Here is a 12,993-nt window from a genome sequence, read left to right on the forward strand (position 1 = left end):
AGCGCGAGCTTCTTCCCACGAGAAGAATAATTGAGAATGTATCGCTAAGATGCAGAAACCACCCATGCCGAAAAACTGGATTATTAAAGTAGACAACTATTTCCATGCAAACCCCAATTGCATCATCGCCACCGCCCATGTGGACACGTTTCCCACAAACCTACCCCTAGAACCCAACATCCGGGAACCAAACCGCAAAAGTGCAACCTACAGACAAATCTTTGACTCTGTGACGACTCAACCAGAAAAATTCTTCTCTCGTCACAGTGGAATCGTTCTGTCAGCCAATAAAGTTAAACCTAGCAAAAACAAAACCGAACTGGAGCTAGAAGTTTTAGAAGCTAGCGAGGGGGGTAGCGATGGCATTATCAACGGAGGTCACACAGTTTTAGCATTTGAGCAAGCTAAAAATTACAAATATGACCTCAGCCTTGCCAGAGTCAAAGTTACCATCCACATTGGACTCCAGGAAGAGGAGGCTAAAGATATAGCCCTCGCCTCAAATACTACTTCTCCTGTAGATTCTCGCTCCAAAGTCAACGCCAGGGGAGATTACAAATTTATCAAGCAGTATTTAGCCCAGTTAGAAAGAGCAGAAGATAGAAAATTCCGCATTGCCTATTACCAAAACCAAAGCGGCGCTCCTAGAAATGCTCAATGTAATGTTAACCACTTGTTCAAGCTGATCAACTGCCTCGACAGAAATAGATACAACCCTGACGGGAATAAAAGAAGCAAGCACCCTACAGGTACGAACACCCCTAGTCAAATCACAGACACTGAGAGAGAAAGATTAACTCTTCTATTGCCTCTACTTCCCAAAGCTCTGTGGATTGAGCAAAGACTGTACGAAATCATCCAAGAACATATCAGCAACCCCAGAAGAAAGGGTGTCAACGATTTAGCATCAATTGATACACGCAAAACTACCCTTCTCCCCGACAGCAAGTACTCGTTTGGGTTTGGTGCGCCAACTGACCTCGCACTACCCATAATTGCATCCTATCGGGTATTCCTAGACCAAGACTATAACTGGATTATTCCTTTTGACGAATTCGCCGAAAACTTTCTCCAACACCTGTGGGTTAACTATTACCGTAAATACTTGATATCGGAGAAAACAGCAGGAAATACAGTGGGGACTAAAATTTGTCGCAACTCAGAAATTTGGGAAAGTCTGTACATTTCGGCCCAAAGTTATCTCAATCAGCACTTGGTGAAAATTGTCAATTCCAGCAAGCATGAAGAATTAACGCTGACACCAAGCTAAAATGTCCACTTAACAATTAATTGTCATCTAAAAAGAGATTATAGGCATTTTCTGGAATGCCAGTCTCTAGGCAAAGCCTAATTGTGTTGCGATCGCCCACCGTAGGCCCTTTGTGCCATCGCAGCGCAAGGGATTTTCAAAATACAGGTTCTGTGGGTTGGCAATTACCGTCTACCCCTAAAACCTGTAGCCTTTACTAAAAAAGGATTTCTGGATTTCAATAACAAATTAGACTTGACACGATGGATTTTACGGCGTACCAAGGTAGGTAAATTGCGCTTTCACGAGAATTATCTGCACTTTATTGGTGCGATGGTCTCCGACCGACCGGAGGTCATCGCAAGAAGGCGGGCGGTTACGCCATCGCAAGAAGGCGGGGCGTAAGCCCATCGCATCAATAAACAGTTGCTCCCGTTCATCTGCGGCGGTTTGGGAAGAAGCTATAGCACAAGCCTTGGTGGTCAGGACATTAACAGATGATAAAACTTAGACACAAAAAGACTTTTCACTCAGTCCCCAGTCCCCAGTCCCCAGTCCCCAGTCCCCAGTCCCTTGCTATAACAGCATCAGCTTCCGGAACAAACACGGGCGGTGAATTAATTTCAGGATGTCTATGACAAGAGTAGTTTTGGATACTAAGCCTGATGAAGACCCTTGCAAAGGAGTATCAGAAAACCGACTCGTGCGTTCACACAAGTTAACATTTCAATTAATTTGGCAAAACCCTTTTTGTTAGTAGTGAGTAGAGTAGCAAGGGGGAGTAGAATGAGACTAAAAATGTCTGGGAACAAACGTTATCGGACATTTTTTTGGGGCGGATAAACCCGCTTTATCCCGCGTATTATTTTGAGGCTGTGTGATGACGTTATCACGTACAGACGCAGGTGTAGATACAGAAGAATTAGGGGTGGCGCTCGCTCAGTTATCACCGGAACAACTAGCGGTGATCAAAGCAACAGTCGAAGCGGTGGTACAGGCAACTGGCACACCCAAAATCACTGGGGCGGAAACTACCAGCGAACTGTTTTCTAGTTGGCTCTTGAGTAGGGAGTCAGAGCAAACTGTGCGGGCATACCGAAATGACGTGATGCACTTTGTTCAGTGGCGACTAGGCATTGACTATCCAGACTTAGATAATTTAAACCTGCACACCACCACCAAAGAAGATGTGGACAATTACAAAGCCCACCTACTTAAAAAAGAGAAAACAGGGGAAATTGCTCGTGCTTCCGTCCGCCGTCGCCTTGCTTCCCTTAAAAGCTTTCTGCGCTACGCTTGCGATGTAGGCTACTTGCGGGCCAACCCTGCAATGTTGTTGAAAGTACCTCCGGAGCGCAAAAAGATTAAGGAGCGCACCCTGACTGAAACTGAGATTGAAATCCTATTCGATGCAGCTGCACAAGTTGTAGAACAAGCCCCTACTCCTCACAAAAAGATACAAGCGCAACGCAACCAACTAATTCTGGAGCTTTTTTACTACGGTGCTATTCGGGTAGGTGAGAGTGGTTTAACCTGGGCTACCATGCATTCAAATCAGTCCGGGCTACCTTACATTAAAGTGGTAGGCAAAGGAGACAAGGAGCGCGATGTTCCCATACCAATAGAACTTTACCAATACCTTTTGGCTAATCGACAACATGCTCCCAACAAAACCGAGCCGCTTTTCACAAGCCAAAAAACGGGTGAACCCATTTGCGATCGCCACATCCGCCGCATCATCAAATCCATTGCCGAAGTAGCAGGGTTAAGTCGCATCCCCTCCCCACACTGGTTACGGCACAGCCACGCTACCCATGCTGCTAAAAACACGCCTATTCACATCATCACTAAAACGCTGGGCCACTCGTCAGGGAAAATCACGATAGACAACTATCTACACGTGGGTGAAGATGAAGCTAGCTCTCTTAATCTCAAACGATATCGCTGAGACTTTGTGAGATATGCCCCGATTAGAAATTAGCGGCGCGGCGATCGCTACGTAACCCATCGCGCCACTAGCCCAGAAATGTGAACGCTTGCGTCACCTGAGCGGATGATACAGTTCGTCAAGAGCATTCCATTCCCAACCCACGCTCATTGGATCGCGGTTACGTGACCAACTCAAAAATTCTTTGGCGCTGAGTTTTTCTCTTTCAGCAATCAGGCTTTGGGGGCTAACACCGAGTCTTGGAGCAAGACTTTCGTTTGTCCTGGGTTGTAATTCAACTTGTGTTTGTTGGTACGGGTGCACTTGTCTTCGTGGTTTGTTGTTGCCCAATCTCCCAGAGGCGATCGCCCGTTCGATTAGCTCCAGCTTTTTGGTGATAGCTTCAAGTTTTGTTTCCACCAAGGAGCCTTGATCGGCAAGATGGGATTCCAGTTTCTCCAGCTTTTTCTCTAGCTGTTTGACTGATTTACTGCCTGCCGTTACATCGATATCATTATTGATATCAAATTTTATTAGTAATTCCTCTAAGGCTTGCAGCAAGGCAATTGTATGACCCTGCCTATGTAGTTTTGATAGTCGCCGAACCACCTTAATTAGTGGAACGGGCACACGAATCATTTCGCTTGGTGGGGGCTTTTGGTCAGGCATTTGATATCATTTTTGATATCGACATATTGATTGTAAAAGGTTTGGCGCAAAGCTATAATTTACTGAGTATTAATTGTGCCCATGTTTTGAAAGATTGTTACATTTAGACACAATCTGCTGTAGAAGAATAAAAAAGTTCAACAATAAATAATAAAGTCCAACAATTTCTGTTAGGTGCTTTACCCCGCTCCAGGCATCCGTCCATAAATCGCTTGCTTGCCTGTACGCCGCGCCCACGCTACGTTATTACTAGAGCGATCGCCACCGGCTCATGGCGGTTACGTTATCGCTCTTAAGGCGGGGCGTAGCTGATCGCACCCACATTCTCTTAACATCACTCTCCTAATTGTTCAACTTTTTTATTTGAGCTTGGTGTCTCTGTGTTGAAAAAGTTGTGTAGTAATCCCTTTTCCAGCCCCAAATTGTTCAACTTATTTTTACGGGGCTTGCACCCAACCACTCTAAATCAATGCTTTGAGAGACTAGAATTGTTGAACTTTTTTATATGCTTACATCTGCGAGGCGATCGCTTCCAGCAGGCGGTTACGCCATCGCCACTTGCTATTTAGACCTGGCGTGTTGACCTTCAAAGGTAGCGTTGACGCACTTCCCCTCGCTGTCCGTATACTCATTACTCCCTAGTGCCGATACATAAGCGCACTATCCGAAAGAGATCGTCCCAGTTTAAGAAGTGAACTTAAGACATCACCTCATAAATTGGTTGAAATTCTAGCGTCCCTTTGCGTTGATTAGTTTCATAGGTGGGCTAGAACCAACAGAGTGTTGTGATTATTCTGTAACTAGCTAAAATTTTAACCATGTAGGGGTAGAGCTACCAATGTAGGCAAATGACCGAACTATATAAGGCTGGAATCATTGAGGTAACAGAAGCAGAAGATGAAGATGAAGATGAAGATTTATTTGACGTTGCGGTGCATTTTGACGGCGATATTTTTCTTCCCAACGTCGTTTTTGCAGGCAAAGACCACGCATTGCGGCAAGCTAAAAAGCTTTATGATTGGCTAGAAGCTAATCATAAAGAAATCAAGGGAGAGCAACTGCGTTGGCAATCATACACAGTTAATCGTGAATCTCTAAGAGAGTATCCAGCCTGCTATTTACCTTACTACTATTCAACATACGAGCAAAGTTTAGAAGTTTCAATTGTTGAGCCAGACCAAGAAGCCATTGCTTATGGTTGGTTGAGCGCTGAACCTTTACCTTACTACGTGGATAAAGAAGATGGTTTGGTAGTTCTTGGAGACATTTCAGATGATGCTGTGTTGGCTGGTTGGCATAAAGCTACTGATATACGGATTCACATTTACTCTTTTATCTACCAGTCAAATAGCAGTCACAAGCTTTAATAATCAGTTAACAATTAGGAGCTTTAGGTGCAGCGAAAAATCGAGTTAAAAAGGGGTGTTGATAATACATCTGTTGAAGCCTATTTGGTAGATTTAGTCCAAAGACATGTTGATGATTATGTCAATTATTGGGTAGAAAGCTTAAGGTTATTTAGTCAAGAAGATAAATACTGGGATTGGATATTTAAATTAAGATATATTGCCAATCAAGAAAATCTTGAAGGTTACGCAGTTGAGTGCGAAAACAAAACTCAAGGATTAATGATAATAGAAACACAAATGCACGGTTCTCGGTTAAATGTTGGTAAGAGGCTAGTTTATGTTGATGGCATTGCCACTGCCCCTACTAACCGAATCGAGATTCAACGTCCGCCTCAATTCAAAGGTGTTGGTCAAGCACTATTAAATTTCGCAAGAATTAGAAGTGTTGAGTTAGGGTATGAAGGTAGAATTGGGTTGCATTCCTTACCAAGGTCTGAAGGATTTTACGAAAAACAAAACATGTTGAACTGCGGTTCGGAAGAAGAATATGATAATTTAGTCTATTTTGAGTATGGTGTATTGAGACGAAGATAAGGGCTGATCCGGGTAAAAATTTATGAACCATCAACAGCAAAAGGATAATTTTGAGGCAAATGAGTCAATAACAACCCAAGAAGCTATAGATTTACTTTTTGGTGAAGGATGGCTCGAAGAGGCTGTTTGCATCGAAGATGAAGCAAATTGCACGATTGGCGCTGGTTTGGATTGGGGTAATGCATTACCACCTTTAATGCTCAACCTTCCTTTATTTGGTCGCCTATCAACGCTGCGTGTATCTCTCAACCGCGAGGTCAGGCTAATAATTGAAACATGGGATTTAGGTATAGGTACAACTTCTGCGACAGAAACTGCAAGGACACGTATTAAAGAGCGGTTGCTATCTCCTACACCTGAGTTAATACCTCACTTGGAAGCTACTTTGTTACAAGATGATTTATACGGTGAGGAGTTTATATCTAACCGCGAAGCTCTTAAATCGCTACTTGCAGTAGTTCTTACTGATGCTGATAGAGAAGAAATTGCAGAGAAGGCTGCTAATTCAATACGCACACAAGTTATGTCACAGGTGAATTTTTCCGGAAAACTTTCTGCGTAAATATAATCACAATAATATCGCGTCAAATTCAATCAAAATTAGTTTTCTGCAACCCAAAAGGAACTGATTAATGACTGGTAAAAACCGCAGTCGCTATTCTTCAAACTGGGATAATATCGCACTTGAGGTCAAATCCAAATCAGACTGGAAATGCACGCGCTGCGGTATGCAATGCTTACGTCCAACTGATAAAAGAGATGGGTTAAATCGTAGAGAACGCAGCATTAAAACATTAGTGGTTCACCACCGAAATTATACGCCCGAGGACAATCGAGCAGAAAATCTCGCGGCTTTATGCAGTGGCTGTCATATGCTGTTTCATACACGCAGACGGGGAAATGTATCGCCAGGACAACTATCTTTGTGGTAGAAAAACTAGTAGTTTAAGACAAATTAATAGTAGATAGTTATGATAAAAGTAAAAGATAAATATTATCTTTCTAAGTCAACATCACAACATTTGCTGACGCAACAACTTCGTTGAAGCAATTGAAGTTGTATAGACATGAAAACTACTACGAGTTCTAACCTAAAAACTAACAAAGAATTAGTAAAATCTGCACAGCAAATTCAAAAAAGAAGCACCTTCATAAGCGAAGCAGATTACTACAACTACGAAGCAGAATTAGCACAAGAAAAATCAGACTACTATCACTTGCAGTACGGATACTAAATTCAATCTCCCTTCAAGCATCAACTCTTCTTAGTCAACAACTAGTAGCAACTAACTGCTAGTTGTTTTTTATATCAAAAGTAAATTATGACTCAAGCAATTGAACGCGAAATCAACCAACTCACTCTCAAAGAATTAAGCCTAGATGCTGCTAAACTTTGGTCACAGATAGAAGAAGCAGGCGAGTTAGGCGAACAGGGTAATGTAGAACAACTCTTACAAGAACTTATGGGTGTTCAAGATGGTATCGAAACCAAAATCGATGCGATCGCCTGGGTAGTTGACCAGTTAAATCTTGACCTTGAAACCTGGGAGGAAAGAAAAGCGCGAGTAGCCGAACTCCACGACCGGGTAATTTCACGTCGCAAAACTCAACTTGAACAAATCAAGCGCACCCTCATCCACCTACACGAGATTGGATTAATCAATGACAAAAACATCGGTAAAGAAAGGGTAATTGAAATCAGGGATAACCCACCCAAAATCGCTAATTTACTAGTAGAAGTAGATGATGAAGATTTTCCTGATGAATTTAGAGTTATTAAGTACCAAGCTAATAACAAGGCAATTATTGAAGCCTATAAATCTGGTAAAGATATTAGCAATCTTGCCGAGGTAAGTATCGGGAAACAGGTGCGGTTTAAGGTGCAATCAGGTAGTAAGTCTCGCAACAAGAAAAACCACAACTAATGGCATACGCCCCAACCATGTGAATCAAACACAGGTATATCCCATCATTTTACAAAAATATCATCAAATGGTTAAGGGTCAAATCTTAATCATTTTTATTTTTTTTAACCTATAGCACCATTTTAAACTTCTTCAAAAAATCATCAAAACTTTGCCTGGATTTAAACTCCGTGAAGATATAATCGATGAAATTGTAGATATCAATGACAGCAACAGTAACTATGTCGGATTAGGTACAAACATCGTTACGATAGGTTGGTACATTTAACCTTATTTAGTGTGACTAAATAGGTAATTGCAATTGATTAGGTAGTTTCTATTTTCAACTATCAATATGATAATTCAAACTACTGCTAAGTTTAAGTTTAATCTGAAGGGATGCAATCACCCTAAATAAAAACTTAAATATTAGGTATTGGGAGCAGCCTTAAATGTCATATCATAAGAACCGAAGTATAGTTATCCGTAACGCTATTATCGACAGTTTTTTTATCCTCTGGTGTTTAGTTTGGCGCACTGGTTTGGGGCTAACCTTTTTTATCATCTATGCTTCCCTTGGCTACATATATAGCTGGCCATTCTATCTTCCAATTTCGATTATTTTGGGATTTGCCCCTTGGGGTTGGAAGGTACAAGAAGAAAGAAGGGATAGAGAAGAAGAACAAAAAATGAGGAAGTTGGAAAATAAAATTGGGGATGGTTTTATCTATGCCAGAGCTGAATCAAATATCGAGATAAATTACAGGGGAGTTATCTTCCTCAAGTCAGTATTTGGTCTATTTGTTAGCGGCTTTTGGGGGATAATACTTGGCTGGAAAGCTATTTTGGGTATGGTAGTACAGTTAGTAGATAATATCAGAACAGTTATTAAGTACATATAGATGAACAGGTTCATCTAACCAAACCAAACTCAAAAGTTATCTTATCACTATTCCTGCATCAGTTTGATACTTTCTGTATCAAAACTTGGTTTGATGCTGAAACTTTGCTTAACGGGAAAGTTATCAATACTCCCAACACCAACCACAATTAAATAATTAAAATTCGTTTACCAATATTAAATATTTCTGGTTTTGGGATAACATCAAAACCGATAGAATGGAAGCAGGTGCGTAACCGGCTTGAAGGCATGATTGTTCGTGCTTGCGATCGCTCTGTTGAGTGGGGTTACAAACAATTATCAAAAGTTGGGAAATTAGTAAATCAATCAGCAGTCTCATTGACTCCTGGTTAAGGTATATGTCAGTAGTTCTAATCAAGGGGACTACACACAGCCTTACCGCCCCGATTCAGAACATGGGTATAAATCATCGGAGTTTTTACTACCAGAAGGAAAAACAAACTGCCAAATCCAATCATACTTGGCTCTGGGATATTTTCTTTCTAATGCAAAAGGTAAATAAACCGAACCATAACCTTATTGTAAATCTTGTTACGGAAAAATTCTGTATAATACCCAGATAGGGATGTAAAAAAGAAGTTTTCCGTATATTCAGACAGGAGTTCGTTGTAATGCTTGATATATTAGGATTGAGAAAAAGATTATACGGAAAGTTTCCGTATAATAAATAGTTCGGTGTCTGGCGCTGGTATCAATTTGTTAATTCTCTGTACTCACTATTAATGGAAAGATTGCCAAAACGCACGGAATCGAAAACTATAGGGAATGTTGCAGCAGATTTATTGAGTGCAATCCTCTCACGATTTTCAAATGTAGTGCCGATCCCTGAGTCGCGTGATCTAGGTATCGACTTTTATTGTGAGCTTATCGATCGGCAGGATTATCCAACTGGGCAAATATTCAACATCCAGTGTAAAGGTACAGATGAGGTTAAGAAGGAAGGCGACAGTTTCTCGATTCCTGTAAAAATTACTACAGCTAACTACTGGCTGATTCAACCAGCAGCTACATTCTTAGTCGTGGTCGATCTTGGTAATAAAAACTGTTACTGGGCATATCCACGAAAACAGTTGTCAGAGAGTTCTTCATGGGAAAAGCAGAAAACGGTTTCAATCACGGTTCATACTATTGACCGATTTCAGTTCGATACAAATGAAATGCCGCATGGGATGAGGGCAATTCTTGATGATCGTTTACCAGAAGGAATAGAAACTTTAATAGAGCAGTTTGATTCCCAGCGCCCACCTGTACCGCTTGATGATCCTGAATACCCAAGCGGGCGTGTACAGGAACTCATGGGCATTGCGGACACAATGGACACGGTTTACAGACTACAACAGCGCATGACTATAATGACAAGCCGACTTCAAGACGAAACACTTCAAGTCGTAGCAAGCCTTCGGCAGAAAAGCGAGTACCTTTTGGGTAAATTTGACTACACTCCTAGTTCTGCTCAACTATGGCCAGCAGGTAGCAATATCAGTATTTTTGATTTTGAATTTGGTGCAGGTAGTTGTAAAGATGTTTGGCGCAGGGTTGATAGGGCTGTAAGTGCATTTAGAGAATCGCGCACTCGCGAAAATCACGCCGAACTTTTAGCATCTCTCGGAGAACTTATTCAGCTTAACAGAGATATTTATTGGACAATTGAAGATGTGTTCTATTCCTTTTGACGACACCGAACAACCGCAATGCACCGGAACGACTCAGTATGGTCGGTTCGTAGCAAAGGTTATTAGCGTCCGGTGATTGCGAACGTTGAACTGACATTGAATTGTTTTTGCGATCGCCCCACCATAAATCTCAAAACAAAACCCTCACCGATAAATTTCAAAGCTGAAGAATGCTAATGGCTCTCATCAAATTGTCTCGAAATACTTTTTTACATCCTTAGTTCTTCCTCTGAACAAGATAGCCTTGGCGGTAATCACTTTTCTTTAATTTGGAAGCTTGACGTGCAGACCACTGACGCATAGAAGTAACTTTCTCTACATGAAGTAGCTTCTGGCGATAAGTAGTATTATCTGTCAGTTGGGCGATCGCACCAGCAATAAATCGAGCGCAGCGTTCTGGCTGAGACGAGACTTGTTCTTCTGCAAACCGAATGACAAGCCAGTTTGCATCGGCAAAACACTTGTTCCTGTAGTCATCCTCCCCGATACAGTGGGTAGGCTTAAGAGTTGCAAACGAAATTGGCTCATCGACCTCCAAATCTATGTGTAAGCCAGTATTTGGTTCAATAATAAGAAAATCAGCCGTAAATGGTAGTCGATGCCCTGGAGGAAGCATCACCTGCTGGGGAGAAACAATTTCACCAAAATAGTGTTTGAGAACATTTTCAAACAGCCCCTCACTTGCCCCGATTGGTGCATCTCCCTGTCCAGAAGGAAAAACTAAAGGGGTAAACTGTTTTTTTTCTTTAACTAACTCTGGGATAACAACAATTGGATATTCTGGTGTCTTTGCCATACTTGCACTAACTCTTCATACTGCAATTATCTAAATTCACAACGCGATTACACAATCAACAAAATACTGAAAGTAAATCAACTTTTTTCTAATTTTTGGAAGCAAGAATTAGAAAATTATCAGTTCTCGTACAGCATCTCTTCTGGATAAGATTACTTCTGAGTACGCTACAAGCAACTAAGATGAAGTCTAGCTTTGACTATCTAGAAGACCTTCTTGCGGACAACTATCCAATCATCGCCTGCGAATCTCCCCTCCAAGAACGTCACCGCCTCCTCACCCGAATCACTACTTACTGTCAGCAAGCAGGCAAAAAAGCCTATATATGGAATCTCAGCGAGGACAGTATTAAAGAACTAGCCGTCAGCGCCGAAGAAAATCTCGTTCTTCGAGAGTTTGACGACTATAAACCTTCGATAAAACAAAATAAAGAAGACTATTTTCAAGTACTCAATTTCTGGAAAATTTATTCTGGCACTGGAGTATTAATCGTTGAGAATATCTTCCCTTGGATAAAAGAAAATACACCTAAAGAAACCGATTTTATTATATCAGAATGGATTAAATCGTCGCTAGTTAACCTCAAATTTCATACCAAAAATAGTGGCAAAACTACTATATTACTAGGAGCCAACGCCGAGATAGCAAGCGAAATAGCGGCAGAAATTCCCCTATGGAGTCAAGAACTACCAGATGCACAAGAAATTATTGGCAGTTTAATTAAAAGCAAAAATTTTTCTTTCACATATACGGAACAAGACTATTTAGAAATTGCTAACGCTAGTGCTGGTTTGTATATTTCTGATATTATGTATTGCCTAAACGATATTAGTAAAAATCATGATTTAAGAAATTCTAGTGAGATAGCCAAGCTTCTGCTATCAAAAAAAATTCAACTGCTCAACCGCTTGTATGATATCGAATTCTTACCTCCGCCAAAAGTCCAGCTTGGTGGGTTGGAACTCATGCAGCAGTCATTCAAAAAGTTCAAGCGATTGCTTACCCCGCGTGCCAAACAATACAATCTGCGTGTACCCAAAGGGATTATGCTTGTGGGGCCACCGGGGACAGGAAAATCACACTCAGCAAAAGCCTGTTCCCAGAATATGGGTATTCCCCTCATCATGGTCGATTGGGGCAACTTTAGAAGTTTTGGCAACCAAGCAGAAATGAAACTCAAACGCTTGTTGCGACTGGCAGATAGGCTCAATCAAGTAATTTTGTACTTCGACGACTTCGATAAAGGCTTCGCCGGGGAGGATGACCTCGCCAAACGGCTTGCTGGCCAGCTGTTGACGTGGATGCAAGAGCGCACGTCAGATGTACTGGTCATCGCCTCAGTCAACCGCATGGAATGGCTGCCACCCGAACTCACCCGTGCTGGACGGTTTGACTATTTATTTAAGGTAGACCTGCCCAATAATGGGGAAAGATATAGTATCTTCAAACTGCACGCTGCCCGATTTGACGAACGTTTTCGCAATGGCGGCGACCCCTGGAGCGAGGAACAATGGCGCAGAATTCTTAAAGCCACCAATCGGTGTGTAGGTGCAGAAATCCAGACAATTGTAGAACGCGCCGCTAGTACCATATTCTACGAAACAGTAACAGAAGATACCTACTCAGAAAGTCAACTTCCCACACTCGAACTAACAATCGAGGCATTACTAGAAGAACGCCGCCAGATTAACCCGCTTGCCATCCGCGAAGCCGATAAAGTCGAGTCGATGCGTAACAAAGCTGACCAACAAGCTTTACCTAGTAGTCCCCTTGATGAAAGCAAGTTTGCTGTTGGCAACATCGAGATTTTTAGCTAATGAAAGGAGCCAGAATACAGAATTCAGGAGTCAGAAGAACTCCAGCCATAAAGGAAGGAGTTTCGCGCTGGTAGTTAAAAACTTTTTTGTTTT

Annotated in this window: 16 protein-coding genes and 1 pseudogene; 13 read left to right on the top strand and 4 right to left on the bottom strand. The window is 41.7% G+C overall.

Annotation, left to right across the window (positions count from 1 at the left end; translation table 11 throughout):
- The first annotated feature begins 64 nt into the window (after window positions 1-64).
- From FD723_RS39015 to FD723_RS39030, 4 genes are all read left to right on the top strand, one after another.
- Window positions 65-1,270, top strand: coding sequence for an AIPR family protein (locus FD723_RS39015; RefSeq protein WP_179070649.1), 1,206 nt, complete (start codon window positions 65-67; stop codon window positions 1,268-1,270).
- Between the two features lie 56 nt (window positions 1,271-1,326).
- Entirely contained in the window at window positions 1,327-1,470 is a 144-nt protein-coding gene (locus tag FD723_RS39020; RefSeq protein ID WP_179070503.1) for a hypothetical protein, read from the top strand.
- Window positions 1,471-1,577: 107 nt separating this feature from the next.
- The gene (locus FD723_RS39025) at window positions 1,578-1,760 is read left to right on the top strand and encodes a hypothetical protein (protein ID WP_179070504.1); all 183 of its coding nucleotides are present in this window, start codon (window positions 1,578-1,580) and stop codon (window positions 1,758-1,760) included.
- Between the two features lie 369 nt (window positions 1,761-2,129).
- Window positions 2,130-3,197, top strand: coding sequence for a tyrosine-type recombinase/integrase (locus FD723_RS39030; protein ID WP_179070505.1), 1,068 nt, complete (start codon window positions 2,130-2,132; stop codon window positions 3,195-3,197).
- A gap of 93 nt (window positions 3,198-3,290) precedes the next feature.
- On the opposite strand, the gene FD723_RS39035 is transcribed toward FD723_RS39030, so the two are convergent.
- Window positions 3,291-3,845 (bottom strand): hypothetical protein, encoded by a 555-nt coding sequence (locus FD723_RS39035; RefSeq protein WP_179070506.1) that lies wholly within the window; start codon window positions 3,843-3,845, stop codon window positions 3,291-3,293.
- Window positions 3,846-4,354: 509 nt separating this feature from the next.
- Window positions 4,355-4,477: a hypothetical protein gene (locus FD723_RS43720; RefSeq protein WP_256875432.1), complete on the bottom strand. Its 123-nt coding sequence runs from the start codon at window positions 4,475-4,477 to the stop codon at window positions 4,355-4,357.
- A 216-nt stretch (window positions 4,478-4,693) separates the two neighbouring features.
- Here FD723_RS43720 and FD723_RS39040 point away from each other — a divergent pair, with 216 nt between their 5' ends.
- From FD723_RS39040 to FD723_RS43730, 7 genes are all read left to right on the top strand, one after another.
- Window positions 4,694-5,212, top strand: a complete 519-nt coding sequence (locus tag FD723_RS39040; RefSeq protein ID WP_179070507.1) for a hypothetical protein — start codon at window positions 4,694-4,696, stop codon at window positions 5,210-5,212.
- Window positions 5,213-5,239: 27 nt separating this feature from the next.
- Window positions 5,240-5,788, top strand: a complete 549-nt coding sequence (locus FD723_RS39045) for a GNAT family N-acetyltransferase (RefSeq protein ID WP_179070508.1) — start codon at window positions 5,240-5,242, stop codon at window positions 5,786-5,788.
- A 22-nt stretch (window positions 5,789-5,810) separates the two neighbouring features.
- On the top strand, window positions 5,811-6,350 hold the full coding sequence (locus FD723_RS39050) for a hypothetical protein (RefSeq protein WP_152591053.1): 540 nt from the start codon (window positions 5,811-5,813) through the stop codon (window positions 6,348-6,350).
- A gap of 505 nt (window positions 6,351-6,855) precedes the next feature.
- Complete coding sequence (locus tag FD723_RS39055) at window positions 6,856-7,023, top strand: hypothetical protein (RefSeq protein ID WP_179070509.1); 168 nt, start codon at window positions 6,856-6,858, stop codon at window positions 7,021-7,023.
- A gap of 87 nt (window positions 7,024-7,110) precedes the next feature.
- Entirely contained in the window at window positions 7,111-7,713 is a 603-nt protein-coding gene (locus tag FD723_RS39060; RefSeq protein WP_179070510.1) for a siphovirus Gp157 family protein, read from the top strand.
- Window positions 7,714-8,144: 431 nt separating this feature from the next.
- A complete protein-coding gene (locus tag FD723_RS39065; protein WP_179070511.1) occupies window positions 8,145-8,594 on the top strand; it encodes a hypothetical protein in 450 nt (149 codons plus the stop codon).
- Window positions 8,595-8,821: 227 nt separating this feature from the next.
- Entirely contained in the window at window positions 8,822-8,947 is a 126-nt protein-coding gene (locus tag FD723_RS43730) for a hypothetical protein (protein ID WP_256875433.1), read from the top strand.
- A 75-nt stretch (window positions 8,948-9,022) separates the two neighbouring features.
- Here FD723_RS43730 and FD723_RS44315 read toward each other — a convergent pair.
- Window positions 9,023-9,130 (bottom strand): annotated as a pseudogene (locus FD723_RS44315) (integron integrase); the annotation flags it as partial.
- Between the two features lie 206 nt (window positions 9,131-9,336).
- Here FD723_RS44315 and FD723_RS39070 point away from each other — a divergent pair.
- The gene (locus FD723_RS39070; RefSeq protein WP_179070512.1) at window positions 9,337-10,287 is read left to right on the top strand and encodes a DUF4365 domain-containing protein; all 951 of its coding nucleotides are present in this window, start codon (window positions 9,337-9,339) and stop codon (window positions 10,285-10,287) included.
- Window positions 10,288-10,504: 217 nt separating this feature from the next.
- Here FD723_RS39070 and FD723_RS39075 read toward each other — a convergent pair whose 3' ends face one another.
- Window positions 10,505-11,083, bottom strand: a complete 579-nt coding sequence (locus FD723_RS39075; protein ID WP_179070513.1) for a hypothetical protein — start codon at window positions 11,081-11,083, stop codon at window positions 10,505-10,507.
- 182 nt (window positions 11,084-11,265) lie between these two features.
- Here FD723_RS39075 and FD723_RS39080 point away from each other — a divergent pair, with 182 nt between their 5' ends.
- The gene (locus FD723_RS39080) at window positions 11,266-12,900 is read left to right on the top strand and encodes an ATP-binding protein (protein ID WP_179070514.1); all 1,635 of its coding nucleotides are present in this window, start codon (window positions 11,266-11,268) and stop codon (window positions 12,898-12,900) included.
- Window positions 12,901-12,993: the final 93 nt, after the last annotated feature.

The sequence above is a fragment of the Nostoc sp. C052 genome (assembly GCF_013393905.1).
Lineage (GTDB): Bacteria > Cyanobacteriota > Cyanobacteriia > Cyanobacteriales > Nostocaceae > Nostoc.